Below are 18346 nucleotides of genomic sequence, written 5' to 3'. Positions count from 1 at the left end.
GATATTTTTTTAAAGGATTAAAAGAAAATCTTAGTCTTCTTTTTTCTTTCGAGTAAGACCAAAGCCTGTTGCGATCACACCAAGTAAGCCAAGGCTCGTAAGAGCTGTTGCTGATTCCCTTTAGTAATAAGGTTTGTACAAGCATTTCTCCTCTATTTACTTTTATCACTAATTTGTACCTTTTTTTAAATGCGAGGAAATTTTGTGTCAAACGTTTTCCGTTTGTTCATTTTTCTGAATCAAAAACCTTTATTTAGTGCGGTTTTCTAATAATTTCATGAAAGTTTACATGCTAGCTTTCATTCTTAAATTGACACTATCTAGTGAAATGTCGTATACTTATTGGCATCGATAGAACAATTTACTTTAAACTGTTCAACGAACTATACAAACAGTATGTGGGAGAAAAAAATGAATCAACAAAAAAATAGTGTCTCTGAAAAAGGGCACGGCTATTTCCGCAAACGCAACAAGGCATTGGTCTCTATGATTACCCTTTTTGGAGCCTTGATGGTAAGCTCTGTTGCCATGGCTGACGAGGTCAACAGCAATCCGACTTCTGAGATTTCAGCAACCGCTCAACCAGTAGCAACCAACACCAGTACTCCTACCACTACTAGTGAGGAAGTTGCTACGACGGAAGCAACTTCTTCTCCATCGGAATCAACACCAACTGTAACTGCCACTCAACCGGTCAGTGCAGCTCCAGCAACTACTTATAATACTCCAAAAATCACCAACGACGTCACCTTTGATAAAGCGACTTATAAAAGTGGGGAAGACGTCCGGATCTCCATCAACAACCCTGAAGTGGTTTCTTCTGATGTCACTGTCTCTCATTTAGATCAGGTCATTTATGAAAAGAAAAACGTTGAAGGTAGCGAGCTGACGATTCCAAGTACGGTCTTTTCACCTAATGCTGGATTTATCGTAGATGTCCTTGGTAAGAAAGCAGATGGCTCCCAAGCCTTTCATAAGGCAGCGGGTCTTGCTGTTGAAGATGACTGGACGATCTACCCACGTTATGGGGTGGTTGCCGGCTCAAAAGACAATCACAACTCCATCACCAATGATCAGGTAGAAGGCTACAAGAATAGTATTGACCAATTGGCCAATATGCACATCAACAACTACTTCTTCTACGACGTTTACAATACACCTGCCAACCCATTCCCAGCAAATGTTGAACGTTTCACTCAAGACTGGGCGACTTTCTTGATTCCAAATAGCGAAACAGATCCTGACAAGCGCAAGTCCTACTTACCTGTCATCGATACAGAAGCAGTCAAAGAGCTGGTGGCTCATGTCCATACAACTGGTGCCAAAGCCATGCTCTATAACATGATTTACGCAGTTTCCCTCGAAGAAGGGGTCCCAAATGAAGTGAAAAGTGCCATTGTTCGCAATCTACAAGACCATTTCAACTTCGGTAAAAAGGGTGATGTCACAGCGACTGATATCCAACAATTTCTCGATCCGGGTGATCCAAATTGGCAAAAATTTATCATTGAAGTCATGACCAAAGCCATGAAAGAAGGGAATTTTGATGGATGGCAAGGGGATACCATGGGCTCTAACTGGGTGGAAAAAGTCAGTGAACCTGGAAAAGGCTTCTCTTTGAGCGAACACTATCCAGAACTAGCCACAGCTGCAACTGAGGCCCTCAAAAAAGAAGGCTATGACTTCATGATCAACGATATCTCTACTGGAGATGCTGATCGACTAGGTAAGACCAATGTCTCTGCACCTTATGCGGAAGTTTGGGGAGATAGCATTGCCTATGACTCTACCTACCAAGCCTTGACGCGTCTTACCGAACGGATGCGTGATTTATACAAGGGGAAATCTCCTATCATCGCAGCCTATACCCATCGTGGTAAAAATGCATCAGCCCTCAGCAAAGACAACGAATTGCTGACAGATGCTATTATCGCAGCGAGCGGTGGTTACCATATGACGACTGCAGCCCTCAATACTTCTCAAGATGCTAAAGGTTTTGGGGTGATCCAAGCAGAATGGTATCTCAATCAAAACCTACCAGTCAATGCTGACTTTGCCAATGCAGAATTCAACTACCAAGAATTCATCGTTGCTTACCAAGAACTTCTCCGCGGTCGCGACACCTTAGCACATGATACTCGTCGGATTGTAGACAATACAAATGTACTGGTAAACGGCAACTTCATCGGATCCAACCTGGATAATGCTGACGGGGTTCAACCTGGAACCGTTTATACCATTACAAAAGAAACCAAGACAGGTGATCGGATTGCTCACTTGATCAATTTGGTCGGCATCACTGAAAACAAATGGAACAGCGCTGTGAATACAACCGAAAAATTGACCAATATTCAAGCTTTTGTTCCACTCGGAAAAATCACAAAAGACCAGGCTGAACACGCCAGCATTTACTGGGCAACACCTGATGCTGTTGAAGGAAAATACAACATCAACCTCCGGGAAACAAGCGCAAATGTTTATTATGACGGAAGAGCTGGCCAATGGATGGCTGCTATCGATGTTCCGAGTCTAGATGTATGGGATATGCTCTACGTCAAACTCAATGAAGCCGCTCATGTTCTTTATCAAGACGAAAACGGAGTTGAGCTAGAGCGTTCCAGTGATTTAGTTGGTCATACAGGTGAAAAGATCAACTACTCGACAAAAGAAACCATTGCCAACTATTTGAAGAAAGGCTATGAACTAGTAGAGAATGGCTTCGATGCAGACGGACAACCAAACTTTGACCGCGACGCTAACAATACCAATGAAGATGGAGTTCAAGAGTTTATTGTCCGCTTGGCACCAAAAATTGTAGAATTTTCTGCAACACAGCCTATCCAAGCCGGTCAAGTTGTTCCAGGAGATAGCGAGGATCGTGTCTATCCAACTCCTCTAGCTCCAGCTGGTCAAACAACGGCTGATCTGGATCATTTATCTGAAACAGTGACCCGTACAGTGACCTATGTAACAGAGTACCAGGATGGATCTAACCGCCAGCCTGCAGGAATAGCTGATCAGACTGACAGCCTTCATTTCACTCGCAAAGGTACCATCAATTTGGTGACGGGCGAGACAAGTCTTGAAGACTGGACAGCTCAAGACGGCACAAGCTTTGCAGCTCTTGAAAATCCCGTCAAAAAAGGCTATGTTGTCGTAGCAGAAGAATCGACTGATGCCACCTCTTCTGATCTGACAAAAGCAGGAGAACATACTGGCATTCATGCTGATGCAGCAGACATCACAGATACGGTCATCTATCGCCCAGTCGGTGCCTATAGGATCAGCTATGCTACTGGTAAAGAACCAGCCCATGCTCAAAAAGAGATCACTTATCTAAATGATCCCACAAATCCAACCGCCATTGCATCTCCTACCGCTACCCTTCCTTACGTGGAAGGATTAGAGCCAAAAGATGCTCGTGGACAAGTCTTAAATCTTGTGGATCCTCTTGACGAGACCAAAGGCTATCTTCTTCCAAGCCCTGAGTCTCCAACAGCTGATACTGCTATTACCTATGCCATCACCAAAGGATCTGTCAGAATACGATTCCTCACTGAGGGAAGTGACACTGATCTGCAAGAGGCGCAAGACCTTGCTATAGAGGTAGATTTCGGCACCAAGTACACCAGTGAGGCCCCAACAGAAATCACAAAAGATGGTCGTATCTACCATCTAGTTGGACACCGTGCTGATTCTGCTGATCCAAGTGGCACAGTCACTAAGGGAATAAAAACTGTCATCTATGATTACAAGTTAGCTACGGGAACGGTCACCGCGCGATTTGTCATCCAAGATACTAGCACTGAATTGCAACCAGAGCTTGCTGTTGCAACAAATGTGGACAATGGAACCCATTACGTCGCTAGCGCACCAGATGAGATCTCCTACGACGGCCACATCTATGAACGGATCGGTGCAGCTGAACAAACTGGGAACGTAGAAGTGGGAACAACCATCTTGATCTTTGCCTACAAGGTCAAAGAAATCCCTACTCCACAACCATCCCAAGAAACAGAAAATGAAGAAACAGTCAGCCCTCTTCCTTCCGTGACAAAAGCAAATACGACTGATGCTCATGAAGAAAAGGGATCACCACTTCTCTCTAACAAAGAAGAGGAGAAACCTCTTGAAACAACAAGCCAAAAAGAGGAACTCCCTGAAGTTGTTCCTAACACCCCTCAAGAAGGAACTCATCTACCTGCAACAGGTGAAGAAACCTCTCAGCTAGCCCTACTTGGACTTGGCCTCTTAGCAGGTTTGGCCAGTCTTATCCCTTACAAAAAGAAACAAGAGTAGATCCCAAACACAAAGAAACTTCCTATGGAATTCTGTTCCAAGGAAGTTTTTTTATATTTATACAACTCATTCAGAGTCTAGATCCCTTTTATGAGGGTGACTGACGACAATAAGGGTGTGAAGTACTACCACTCCAAACCCTACTGTATTCCAATTCAAAGTGGATTCATTCCCCTTGTTGCCGGCAGTTTGAAAGATCAAATTGCTTTACTAGTATACTGTTTTCTCTACTTCAAGTCAATGGAATTTTACTGAAACTAGTAACCGAATGAAATGAATATATAGAATTTTACTGAAACTTTTTCATCACATTTATGCATGTTTTTCTAAGTTTCCAATACCAAACAAAGAGGCCTTGCTCTTTCGAGCAAAGCCTCTTCCTGTTGGATCTAAAATTGTCACCTCATCAACAAGTTTGCTGATGTCACCTCAATTTTAGTCTTCGCGTTTTTTGCGTTTTGCAAGTCCCGCAAGGCCAACCATACCAAGTGCAGCACCTAACAATGCAGCAGATGCTGATTGTTCTTCACCAGTTTCAGGAAGTGCTGGAGCTGGAGGAGTTGTAGGTGTTGGTGGCGTTGGTGGTGTTGGCGGTGTTGTTGGTGGTGTTGGTGGTGTTGGTGGTGTTGGTGGCGTTGTCGGCGGTGTTGTCGGTGGTGTATTCGGTGGTGTTGTTGGTGGTGTATTTGGCGGTGTTGTTGGCGGAATAACAGTATTGTTAAACTCTGTATCTTCTGGCAACTGAGTAATAGCCGTCAATACTTTACCGTCTTTGTTAATCATAATACCCACAGTGGCAACCATCTTATCGTATTCAACGCTAGAATCTGTGCCACGGATTTCTTCTACATGGTAGAGATGAGTTCCTTCTTCACCACGTTTGAATTCAAGATTTGAGAAGGTGATCTTACCAGCCGCATCATTGGTTACGGTTTCGATCACATTTCCTTTTTCGTCCTTAAGAACGAAGCTGAATTCACCAGCCTTCAATGCCCGACCTTCCAATTTCTTAGTGAATTGGAATTGAACCTTAACTGGAATGTTGACTACACGTTTTTCAGTTGGTTTTTCTGGTTTTTCTACAGTCTTCTTAGTTGGATCGTATTGGTGTACGATTTGTGAAGCTGTATTTTCAATGTCCACACCATCTTGAGCAGATTGTTTAATTTCTGCAGGAATTTCAAACTTGTAGTAACGTCCAAAGGCCAACTTAGTTGTGTCGATAACTTGTGTATTTTCTGCGTCTCCAAGTGACTTAGTCAAGTCTGCTTTAGATGTTGCAGTAATCACACCGTTTTCAACCTTGATATCAAACTTAGCTGTTACATCTTCTCCTGTTACAGAGTCGTATGCCTTAATATCAGCTCCGTTGACAGTCAAGTTTGCACTGTCATATTTATCTGTCACACCAACAGATTGAATATTGTGTGCTTCAGTGAATTTAGTTGTATCCAACCATACTTGGTAGTATACTTTATCACCTTTCTTGAGTGTCTTCGTATTGATATTTTGAGCTTCGTTGTTATCAGTCTTATCAACGTAAGGATTTGCATTTGTGTCCGCAACCTTATCCTTCAACTCTTTATCATCGTCGAGAAGTTTCACACCTGTAAGATCGAATTTAGATTCGTTCAAGATGTATTTCTCTGGGTTGAATTCTGGAGTTTCAGGTGGGCGAACAGTGTTATTGAATTCTTTGTCTGATGGATCCGTTACCTTAGTAAGGAGAGCTTTCGCTGTTCCATCATGAGAAACTTTAACTGTCACAACTGCTTTCATCGTGTCATAAGTAACGGTTGTATCAGTTCCTTTGACTTCTTCTACAGTGTAGTTGTAAGTTCCTTCTTGACCTTTCTTGAATTCAAGAGCTGAGAACTTAACGTTACCAGATGCATCGTTCTTCACAGTTTCAAGAGTCTTACCATCTTTATCCTTAAGAACGAAGCTGAATTCGTTAGCTTTAAGCTCACGGCCTTCCAAGCGTTTCGTGAAGTTGAATTCTACTGAAACAGGGATGTTCACAACACGTTTTTCAGTTGGTTTGTTTGGTTTCTTCACTGTCTTGCTTGTTGGATCGTATTGGTGAACGATTTGAGCTGCAGTGTTTTCAATATCCGCACCACCCTTAACAGTATCTTTCACTGTTGCTGGGATGTCGAACTTGTAGTAACGTCCAAACGCAAACTTAGTTGTGTCGATCACTGGAGTATTTTCTGCGTCTCCAAGTGACTTAGTCAAGTCCGCTTTAGAAGTTGCAGAGATCACACCGTTTTCAACCTTGATATCAAATTTAGCAGTCACATCTTCGCCTGTTACAGAGTCGTAAGCTTTGATGTTTGCAACATTGATGTCAAGCTTGTCTTCTTCGTAGTCATCAGTAACACCAACAGATTGGATGTTGTGCGCTTCAGTGAACTTAGTTGTATCCAACCATACTTGGTAAACAACCTTATCGCCACGTTTCACAGTCTTAGTATTGATGTTTGCTGCTTCATTATTGTCAGCCTTATCAGCGTAAGGATTTGCGTTTGTTTCCGCAACCTTGTCTGCCAATTCTTTATCATCATCAAGAAGTGATTTACCAGTAAGGTCGAATTTCTCAGCGTTCAAGATGTATTTCTCTGGGTTGAACTCTGGAGTTTCTGGAGGAGTCACCTTGTTGTTAAATTCTTTATCCGCAATGTCGCCAACTTTCGCGATCAGAACTTTAGCTTTTCCGTCGTGTGAAACTGTGACTGTTACATTCGCTTTCATAGTGTCGTATGTAACGGTTGCGTCTGTTCCTTTAACTTCTTCTACTGTGTAGTTGTGAACGCCTTCTTGACCTTTCTTGAATTCAAGTTTAGAGAACTTAACGTTACCTGAGGCATCGTTCTTAACAGTTTCAAGAGTCTTACCTTCTGAATCTTTAAGCACGAAGCTGAATTCATTGGCTTTAAGCTCACGGCCTTCCATACGTTTAGTAAAGTTGAATTCCACTTCAACTGGTACGCTGTTTACACGTTTTTCAGTTGGTTTGTTTGGTTTTTCAACTTTCTTAGTAGTTGGGTTGTAGTAGTTTACAACTTGAGCCGCAGTGTTTTCGATGTCTACTCCGCCTTTAACGTCAGCTTTCACTGTAGCTGGGATATCAAACTTGTAGTAACGTCCGAATTCGAATTTAGTTGTGTCGATGACTTGTGTGTTTTCCGCATCGCCAAGTGACTTAGTAAAGCCATCTTTAAGGGTTGCAGTAATCACACCGTTGTTCACAGTAATATCGAATTTAGCTGTTACATCCGCACCAGTCTTACCGTCATAAGCTTTGATTGCTGAACCATCAACATCAACTTTAGCCTCATCGTAGTCATCTGAGATTCCTACTGATTGGATATGGTCTTTGTTGTTTGCATCAAATTTAGTTGTATCCAACCATACTTGGTAAACAAGTTTTTGACCTGGTTTAACTGATTTAGTATTGATATTCGCTTTTTCGTTATTAGATGCATCGTCCGCATATGGGTTTGCATTGGTATCTGCGTACTTGTCTGCCAACTCTTTATCATCATCTAATAATGAAGTTCCAGTCAAATCAAATTCTTTTTCGTTTAGAACATATTTTTCTGGATTGAATTCTGGAGTTTCAGGAGGTGTTACACGGTTGTTAAATTCTTTATCCGCAATTTTGCCTACAGTCGCTACGAGAATCTTAGCTGTTCCGTCGTGTGAAACTGTGACTGTTACATTCGCTTTCATAGTGTCGTATGTAACGGTTGCGTCAGATCCTTTAACTTCTTCTACTGTGTAGTTGTGTACGCCTTCTTGACCTTTCTTGAATTCAAGAGCTGAGAACTTAACGTTACCAGATGCATCGTTCTTCACAGTTTCAAGAGTCTTACCTTCTGAATCTTTAAGAACGAAGCTGAATTCGTTAGCTTTAAGCTCACGGCCTTCCAAGCGTTTCGTGAAGTTGAATTCCACTTCAACTGGAACGTTGTTGACACGTTTTTCAGTTGGTTTGCTTGGTTTTTCAACTTTCTTAGTTGTTGGGTTGTAGTAGTTTACTACTTGAGCCGCAGTGTTTTCGATGTCTACACCACCAGGTACATCAGCTTTCACTGTTGTTGGGATGTCGAACTTGTAGTAACGTCCGAATTCGAATTTAGTTGTGTCGATCACTTGTGTGTTTTCTGCGTCGCCAAGTGACTTAGTGAAGCCATCTTTAAGGGTTGCAGTGATCACACCGTTGTTCACAGTAATATCGAATTTATCTGTTACTTCTGCGCCTGTTACTGAGTCGTAAGCTTTGATCTTAGTAGAATCAAGTTCCAACTTCGCTTCATCGTAGTCATCTGAGATTCCTACTGATTGGATGTTGTCCTTGTTGTTTGCGTCAAATTTAGTTGTATCCAACCATACTTGATAAACCAACTTATCGCCACGTTTCACAGTCTTGGTGTTCAAGTTTTCTTTTTCGTTGTTTGATGCATCGTCCGCATATGGGTCCGCATTGGTATCTGCGTACTTGTCTGCCAACTCTTTATCATCATCAACGAGCTTGTCGCCTGTGATATCGTATTTCTCTTTAGAAACAACGTATTTCTCTGGTTGGAACTTAGGTTCTTCTGGAGGTGTTACACGGTTGTTAAATTCTTTATCCGCAATTTCGCCAACAGTCGCGATCAGAACTTTAGCTGTTCCATCGTGTTTCACTGTGACTGTCACATTCGCTTTCATAGTGTCGTATGTAACGGTTGCGTCAGATCCTTTAACTTCTTCTACTGTGTAGTTGTGTACGCCTTCTTGGCCTTTCTTGAATTCAAGAGCTGAGAACTTGACGTTACCAGCCGCATCATTGCTTACAGTTTCAAGAGTCTTACCTTCTGAATCTTTAAGAACGAAGCTGAATTCGTTAGCTTTAAGCTCACGACCTTCCAAACGTTTTGTGAAGTTGAATTCCACTTCAACTGGAACGTTGTTAACACGTTTTTCAGTTGGTTTTTCAGGTTTTTCAACTTTCTTAGTCGTTGGGTTGTAGTAGTTAACTACTTGAGTCGCAGTATTTTCAATATCCGCACCGCCAGGAACATCTGCGTTCACAGTTGCTGGAATATCAAATTTATAGTAGCGTCCAAACTCGAACTTAGTAGTGTCAATGATTTGAGTGTTTTCAGCGTCGCCAAGTGACTTAGTGAAGCCATCTTTGAGGTTAGCTGTGATTACACCGTTAGCGATTGAGATGTCAAACTTAGATGTAACATCCGCACCTGATACTGAATCGTATGCCTTGATGTCTGAAGCATTCACAGTCAACTTAGTTTCATCGAAGTCATCTGTGATACCAACTGTTTGGATGTTATCCTTGTTAGCTGCATCAAATTGAGTCGTGTCAAGCCATACTTGGTAATAAAGTTTTTGGCCACGTTTCACAGTCTTGGTGTTCAAGTTTTCTGCTTCGTTGTTTGATGCATCGTCCGCATATGGGTTAGCGTTTGTATCCGCAACCTTGTTAGCCAATTCTTTGTCATCATCAACGAGTTTCGTACCTGTTACATCAAATTTCGCTTCAGAAACAACATATTTTTCAGGATTGAACTTAGGTTCTTCTGGAGGAGTCACACGGTTGTTAAATTCTTTATCCGCAATGTCGCCTACAGTCGCGATAAGAACTTTAGCAGTACCATCGTGTTTCACTGTGACTGTTACATTCGCTTTCATTGTGTCGTATGTAACGGTTGCGTCGCTTCCTTTAACTTCTTCTACTGTGTAGTTGTGTACGCCTTCTTGACCTTTCTTGAATTCAAGAGCTGAGAACTTAACGTTACCAGATGCATCGTTCTTCACAGTTTCAAGAGTATTACCTTCTGAATCTTTAAGAACGAAGCTGAATTCGTTAGCTTTAAGCTCACGGCCTTCCAAGCGTTTCGTGAAGTTGAATTCCACTTCAACTGGAACGTTGTTTACACGTTTTTCAGTTGGTTTGCTTGGTTTTTCAACTTTCTTAGTTGTTGGGTTGTAGTAGTTTACTACTTGAGCTGCAGTATTTTCGATATCTACACCACCAGGTACATCAGCTTTCACTGTTGTTGGGATGTCGAACTTGTAGTAACGTCCGAATTCGAATTTAGTTGTGTCGATCACTTGTGTGTTTTCTGCGTCGCCAAGTGACTTAGTGAAGCCATCTTTAAGAGTTGCAGTGATCACACCGTTGTTCACAGTGATATCGAATTTATCTGTTACTTCTGCGCCTGTTACTGAATCGTAAGCTTTGATCTTAGTAGAATCAAGTTCCAATTTAGCTTCATCGTAGTCATCTGAGATTCCTACTGATTGGATGTTGTCCTTGTTAGCTGCGTCAAATTTAGTTGTATCCAACCATACTTGGTAAACCAACTTGTCGCCACGTTTCACAGTCTTAGTGTTCAAGTTTTCTTTTTCGTTGTTTGATGCATCGTCCGCATATGGGTCCGCATTGGTATCTGCGTACTTGTCTGCCAACTCTTTATCATCATCAACGAGTTTGTCGCCTGTGATATCGTATTTCTCTTCAGAAACAACATATTTCTCTGGTTGGAACTTAGGTTCTTCTGGAGGACGAACTGTGTTATTGAATTCTTTATCAGCTGGTTCTGTCACGTTTGTGATCAAGGCTTTCGCTGTACCATCATGACGAACTTCAACTGTTACAACAGCTTTCATTGTGTCATAAGTTACGGTTGCGTCAGTTCCTTTAACCTCTTCTACTGTGTACTTGTAAGTACCTTCTTGACCCTTCTTGTATTTAAGGGCAGTAACAGTTTCACCAGCTTTATTAGTGTAATCTACTGGAGCAAACTTGATCTTACCAGCTGCATCGTTGGTTGCAGTTGCAATCACAACATTGTCGCTGTCTTTCAACTCGAAAGTGAATTCGCCAGCTTTCAGTTCACGGCCTTCCAATTTCTTAGTGAAGTTGAATTCTACTGAGATTGGAACGCTGTTGACACGTTTTTCAGTTGGTTTGTTTGGTTTTTCAACAGTCTTGCTTACTGGGTTGTAGTAGTTAACGACTTGTGCTGCCTTGTTTTCGATATCTGCACCAGCTACGACATCGTCTTTCACTGTTGCTGGGATATCAAATTTATAGTAGCGTCCAAATTCGAACTTAGTAGTATCAATGATTTGAGTATTTTCAGCGTCGCCAAGTGACTTAGTGAAGCCATCCTTAAGGTTAGCTGTCAGAACACCATTGTTATCAGAGATATCAAATTTAGTCGTAACATCCGCACCAGTAACTGAATCGTAAACCTTGATATCTGAAGCATTAACAGTCAATTTATCCTTGTCGTAGTTATCTGTGATTCCTACTGTTTGGATATTGTCTTTGTTGTTTGCGTCAAATTTAGTTGTATCCAACCATACTTGGTAGTAAAGTTTTTGACCACGTTCAACTGGTTTCGTATTCAAGTTTTCATCTTCGTTGTTGGCAGTTGTATCGACATATGGGTTTGTATTTGTTTCACCATATTTATCTGTCAATTCAGAATCGTCATCAACGAGCTTCGTACCTGTGATATCGAATTTCGCTTTAGAAACAACGTATTTCTCTGGTTGGAACTTAGGTTCTGTTGGTGGAGTGACACGGTTGTTGAACTCTTTATCAGCAGGTTCTGTCACGTTTGTGATCAAGGCTTTGGCAGTACCGTCATGAGACACAGTAACGGTTACAACTGCAGACATTTCATCATAAGTGACAGTTGAGTCTGTACCCTTAACCTCTGTTACAGTGTAAGTGTAAGTACCTTCTTGACCCTTCTGGTATTTAAGGGCAGTGACAGTTTTACCAGCTTTATTTGTGTAATCAACTGGAGTGAACTTGAAGTTACCAGCTGCATCGTTGGTTGCAGTCGCAATCACAACATTGTCGCTATCTTTCAACTCGAATGTGAATTCGTTAGCTTTAAGATCACGACCTTCCAATTTCTTAGTGAAGTTAAATTCTACTGAGATTGGAACATTGTTTACACGTTTTTCAGTTGGTTTGTTTGGTTTTTCAACTTTCTTAGTCGTTGGGTTGTAATAGTTTACAACTTGAGCCGCAGTATTTTCGATATCTGCACCAGCTACCACATCGTCTTTCACTGTTGTTGGGATATCAAATTTATAGTAACGTCCAAATGCGAATTTAGTTGTATCGATGACTTGTGTGTTTTCTGCATCGCCAAGTGACTTCGTGAAGCCAGCTTTCAAGTTAGCAGTGATCACACCGTTGTTGACAGCGATATCGAATTTATCTGTTACTTCTGCGCCTGTTACAGAGTCATAAGCTTTGATGTCAGCTTTATTAAGATTTAATTTAGCTTCATCATAGTTATCTGAGATACCAACTGTTTGGATGTTGTCCTTGTTAGCTGCATCAAATTTAGTTGTATCCAACCATACTTGGTAAACCAATTTAGAACCACGTTCAACAGTCTTGGTATTCAAGTTTTCTGCTTCGTTGTTTGATGCATCGTCTGCATATGGGTTCGCATTTGTATCTGCGTACTTGTCTGCCAACTCTCTATCATCGTCAACGAGCTTGTCACCAGTGATATCATATTTCTCTTTAGAAACAACATATTTCTCTGGTTGGAACTTAGGTTCTTCTGGAGGTGTTACACGGTTGTTAAATTCTTTATCAGCTGCATCTGTTACGTTGGCAACGATTGCTTTAGCTGTACCATCGTGTGAAACAACCACTTTAACAGTAGCAACCATTGTATCGTATTTGACAGTTGCATCTGTACCAGGAGTTTCTTCTACTGTGTAGTTGTAAGTCTTACCAAGATCATCACGACCGAATTCAAGAGTCTTGAAGACAATCTTACCAGCAGCGTCATTCTTCACGCGCTCAACTTCAACGCCGTCTTTCTTCAATACGAATTCGAATTCCTTGGCTTGAAGTTCACGACCTTCCAAACGTTTCGTGAAGTTCATTTCCACTGGAACTGGAACGCTGTTGACACGTTTTTGTGTTGGTTTTTCAGGTTTTTCAACTGTCTTGCTTACTGGGTTGTAAACGTGAACTGTTTGGTTGGCTGTATTTTCAATATCAGCACCAGCTTTAACAGATTCTTTCACAGTTGCTGGAATATCAAATTTATAGTAACGTCCAAATTCGAACTTAGTTGTGTCGATAACAGGAGCATTGACTTTATCTTTGATAAATTCATCTTTAGAAGTTGCAGTGATTGTACCATTTTCAACTTTGATGTCGAATTTATTGGTTACTTCTGCACCAGTTACTGAATCATATGCTTTGATGTCCGCTGCATTAACGTCCAATTTTTCTGCATCGTATGTATCAGATACACCAACGTATTGGATGTTGTTCGCTTCAGTAAATTTCGTAGTATCAAGCCATACTTGGTAAACCAATTTAGAACCACGTTTAACTGTCTTGGTATTCAAGTTTTCTGGTTCGTTGTTAGTTGTCTTGTCTACATATGGATCCGCATTTGTTTCAGTGTACTCATTTGTCAACTCATTGTCGTCATCCATCAACTTCTTACCAGTGATGTCATATTTCTCTTTAGAAACGACAAATTTTTCTGGTTGGAATTCTGGAGTTTCTGGAGGAGTAACTTTGTTGTTGAATTCTTTATCTGCAGTACCATCAGTAGCGTTACCATTGGCATCTTTACCACCAGTTGATGTCACGTTTGTAACAGTTGTCAATGAATGACCGTTCTTGGCAACTTCAACAGTCACTGTAGCCTTCATTTGGTCGTAAGTCATTCCAAATTCTTTGTTTGCCGGAATCACTTCTTCTACAGTATATGTGTGGGTACCAACTTTTGTATTGTCAAATGACAATTCTGAGAAGGTTACGTTACCGTCAGCATCATTTTTCACAGTTTCAACTTCTCTACCAGTTGAATCTTTCAATACGAAGCTGAATTCGCCTGCAGCCAATTTACGACCAGCCAATTTCTTAGTGAAGTCAAACTTGGTCACAACTGGTGAAACCACATAGTTGTTGAATTCCGTGTCTTCAGGCATTGTAACAGCTGCGCTCAAGAGACCTGTAGCTGCATTTTTGGTTACATTAACGGTTACGACTGCGTTCATTGGATCGTAATCGATGTTTGTATCGTTACCAGCTTTTTCACGCACAGTGTAAGTGTGTTCACCTACAGCGTTGTATTCAATCGCATCAAATGTAATAGATCCGTCAGCTTTGTTTTTCTTAGTTTGGATCACATTGCCATTTTCAAGCAATTCGAATGTGAAGGCATCCTTTGTAAGCTCTTTCCCTTCAAGACGTTTAGTGAACTTGAATTGAGCTTGAGCTGCAGCAGGTGTGAAGGTGTTGTTGAACTCTGTATCTGCAGGAAGTGTGTTTGTTGCTTTAAGAACGTGACCTTCTTTCGTAACAGTAATTGTTACTTCAGCTTTCATTGGGTCGTAAGTCATTCCTGCTTCAGAACCTTGGACTTCTTCTACAGTATACTTGTGAACACCTACTTGTGTATTGTCAAAGGTCAAATTATCAAAGGCTACAACACCTTGTTTAGTATTGGTCTTGGTTTGAAGAGTCTTACCATTTGCATCTTTCAATACAAATGTAAATTCGCCTTCTTTCAACTCACGGCCTGCAAGGGCTTTGCTGAAGTCGAAACGAGTCTTAACTGGAGCTACTGCAAAGTTGTTAAACTCTGTATCTTCAGGCATTGTCACCTTAGCAGTCAAGACACCAGATGCAGCATCTTTCGTAACGTTAACTTTTACGACTGCATTCATATCATCGTAGTCGATGTTTGTATCTGTTCCAGCTACTTCACGTACAGTATAAGTGTGTGAACCTTCTTTATCGTAAGAAATCGCGTCGAATTGGATGGTTCCATCAGCCGCATTTTTCTTCGTTTGGATGACATTACCATTTTCAACCAATTCAAATGTGAAGGCATCCTTCGTGAGCTCTTTCCCTTCCAATTTCTTAGTGAACTTGAATTGAGCTTGTGTAGCAACAGGTGTGAAGGTATTGTTGAACTCTGTATCTGCAGGAAGTGTATTTGTTGCTTTAAGAACGTGACCTTCCTTAGTAACAGTAATTGTCACTTCAGCCTTCATCGTATCATATTGCATTCCTGCTTCAGAACCTTGAACTTCTTCTACAGTATACTTGTGAGTACCAATTTGCGTATTATCAAAGGTTAAGTCATCAAAAGCTACAACACCTTGTTTAGTATTGGTCTTGGTTTGAAGAGTCTTACCACTTGAATCTTTCAATACAAAGCTGAATTCGCCGTCTTTCAACTCACGACCTGCAAGAGCCTTGCTGAAGTCAAAACGAGTCTTAACTGGTGCTACAACATAGTTGTTGAAGATCTTATCATCATCGCTTGATTTGAAGCCACCTTCAGAACTGTATTTAACAGATGCTTGCAAATCACCATTAGCATCTTTCGTAACCTCTACAGTCATGGTTACTTTCATAGCATCATAGTCGATATCCTTATCTCTGCCAGCTAATTCAGTGATAGTATATGTATAAGTACCTTCTTTTGTAAATGACAATTCTGGGAAGGTTGCCTTACCATCTTTATTTGTGACAGTTTCTTCATAACCAGGAAGCGATTTGTTTTGTTGATTTTCTTTAATCTTGAAGTTGAATGCACCATCAACAAGCACACGGCCTTCCAATTGTTTTTCAACTTCTGGTTTTACCTTGATGGTTTCTGTCTTATCGTAGTAGTAAATTGGTTGTTTGTAAGGAACTAAGGAGTTGAGCAAGTCAACGTTGGTACCAATACCATTTACCCCACGAACCAATTGTTCATTTGGAGAAAGGTGACCAATATTATCTCCCAAGAAAGGAACAAAGACTGTCTTATACGGAGTATAGGCAGCATCCCATTGGAAATCAAATGGAACTTCTTTACCATTTGGATAGTTTACACCTTTACTATCAGTGAAAGCAATGGTGTGAAGAGGAGTTTTCTTAACAACTAATTCTTCTTTGTTATAGTCACCAGGCTTAATTGGTTTCGTTTCTGCTAGCAACATGTAGCCATCAGTGCTCAAGGTGCCATCAGAACGCTTGCTTTGTTGTTTAGGATCTAGAAGATAAACACGAACAACTACTGACCCATCTTCCCCTACGATTTCTTTAATCCGTTTAATTCCTGCACGCTCAGCATCCATGAATTTCGTACCAACGGTGTAAGGACGGCTTACATAACCAGAAGTTGTATCTGGATCAGCTGTTTGATAGAGTTTATAAGCTGTTTCTCTAGTAATTTTATCTGTGAGTTTTTCAGTCTTTGTAAATTGACGTTCCCCAGAAGCTGTGAAGTTTTGACCCTCCATAGCTTTCAGAGTATATTTAGCTAACTCAGTTTCACTACCATCTTCTTTATAGTCCTGAGTTGTAACAGACTTACCAGTTTCTTTGTAAGTAGGGTTATTATGATTAACAAGTTTATAGTAAGTAGTTTTTTCAACAAAGATAGGAATCTTAAAGTTTGTATCCGTAACTCGACGACCATTGTAAGTAGGTTCAACCGCATTGATGATATCGTTTGAGTTACGTGCTGCGTAAACTGCATCAAAACGAGCTTGCTCAGCCGGAGTCAGATTATGACCAGCAGCAACCAAAGCTTGAATCGCTGGACCAACTTCAAATCCCATTTGAATGAATGGTTGATCTGTTTTACCAGGACCTTGACCAGCACCTGCTTGATAATCCACTTGCAGCGTCAACTCATTATTAGACTTTGGAGTGGTTTTAGTGAATTTTTGAACACCACTGGTTGCAGTGACTGTGTGTGTTTCAACTACATTACCCGTATTCTTATCAATCAATTCAACCGTAGTATCTGTTGAAGTGTCAAAACTCTTGTAAGCACGTGCATAGTAGTTTGTATTATAACGGTTATTGTATTCTGTAAGATTCCAGATACCAAAAGTATAGAAATCCCCTTCTTTAGCTTGGTAACCAGCTGGAATTGTTTGAGAGTGTACAGATGCTCCGTTAGGATCTGTCATGCCTGGATTAGCTTTAACATCTGTAGCTATTGTCGTTACAACATCAATCGGCGTTACATTATGGTCTGTCAAAGCACGACGGCTACGACGGCTACGACTTGTTGCCAAAGCACCAGCATTCGTCAAATCAGTTGCAGCTCGATCAAGTGTTGCACTACGATCTGTTGCTGTTGGATCTGATTGCTCAGCTGGTTTGGTACCAGTGATTGGAGCTGCTGGATTTACAGTAGCTGAAAAAGTAGCAGGCGTTACTTGAGCCGCTTCACTGGTAGCCATTGATTCTGAGCTTTCACTAGTTGCAGCACGAGTTGAAGTTGTTGATGCTGTAGTTGGTGCTGTTGTAGAAGCTGGTTTAGCGCTTAACTCTGCCTTATTTGTAACTGGTAGAGTGATTTTTGGTAATGAACCAACGTTTAGCGGTTTTGAAGCTTCTTCAGATTTTTTAGTTTCTGCTTTTTCTTCTTTTTTAGATTCAGCTTTCGCTTCCTTGTTTTCTGTAGCAGCTGGTGTTTCAGCTACTTCAGCTTTTTCGGTTGCTAGAGCTGGTGTTTCTGAAGTTGCAGCAGTAGTTCCAGAAAGGTCAATTTTTGGAACTGATGCCCCTTCCCCGTATACCTTAGAAGCAGTTGGTGCTTCTGTTTGACTTGACTCTGTTGTAGCAGGTTGTGCTGCTTCTGAAGCTGCTGTTCCCGCAGATTCAGAGGCTGCTGTTGCTTCATCCGCTGACGCAGATTGAGCTCCTGCAGCAAAGAGTGCTGTCCCTAAGAGAACAGAACAAACCCCAACGCTATACTTTCGCAATGAAAAGCGCTGGCGCTTATTAAATACATCCTTCATTTATAGGATCTCCTTTTTCATATTTCATGATTCCATGATACAAATAAAATTGTAACATGATCGACATAGATAATCAATGTGTCGAAATAAATATGTCATATTTCTGTAAAAATGTCATAATTTACACCGATTTTTTAATCATTTTGTCACATTTTTTCCTAGACGGTTCAATTTTTTCACACCAATAAAAAAGAGTTCAAGAAAACAAAGTCGTTTTGTT

General features: G+C 41.0%; 2 protein-coding genes and 1 pseudogene. 1 reads left to right on the top strand and 2 read right to left on the bottom strand.

The window, feature by feature from the left end:
• Positions 1-30 precede the first annotated feature (30 nt).
• Positions 31-105, bottom strand: a pseudogene (locus SM123_RS10250) (LPXTG cell wall anchor domain-containing protein); the annotation flags it as partial.
• 306 nt (positions 106-411) lie between these two features.
• On the opposite strand from SM123_RS10250, the gene SM123_RS01620 reads away from it, so the two are divergent.
• On the top strand, positions 412-4299 hold the full coding sequence (locus SM123_RS01620; RefSeq protein ID WP_320909675.1) for a glycoside hydrolase family 66 protein: 3888 nt from the start codon (positions 412-414) through the stop codon (positions 4297-4299).
• Positions 4300-4734: 435 nt separating this feature from the next.
• On the opposite strand, the gene SM123_RS01615 is transcribed toward SM123_RS01620, so the two are convergent.
• Positions 4735-18126, bottom strand: coding sequence for an SspB-related isopeptide-forming adhesin (locus SM123_RS01615; protein WP_320909674.1), 13392 nt, complete (start codon positions 18124-18126; stop codon positions 4735-4737).
• Positions 18127-18346: the final 220 nt, after the last annotated feature.

Source organism: Streptococcus sp. S5, assembly GCF_034134805.1.
Classification (GTDB): Bacteria; Bacillota; Bacilli; order Lactobacillales; family Streptococcaceae; genus Streptococcus; species Streptococcus lingualis.
The sequence above is the reverse complement of the archived record's forward strand: the minus strand, read 5'-3'. Positions and strand labels throughout refer to the sequence as shown.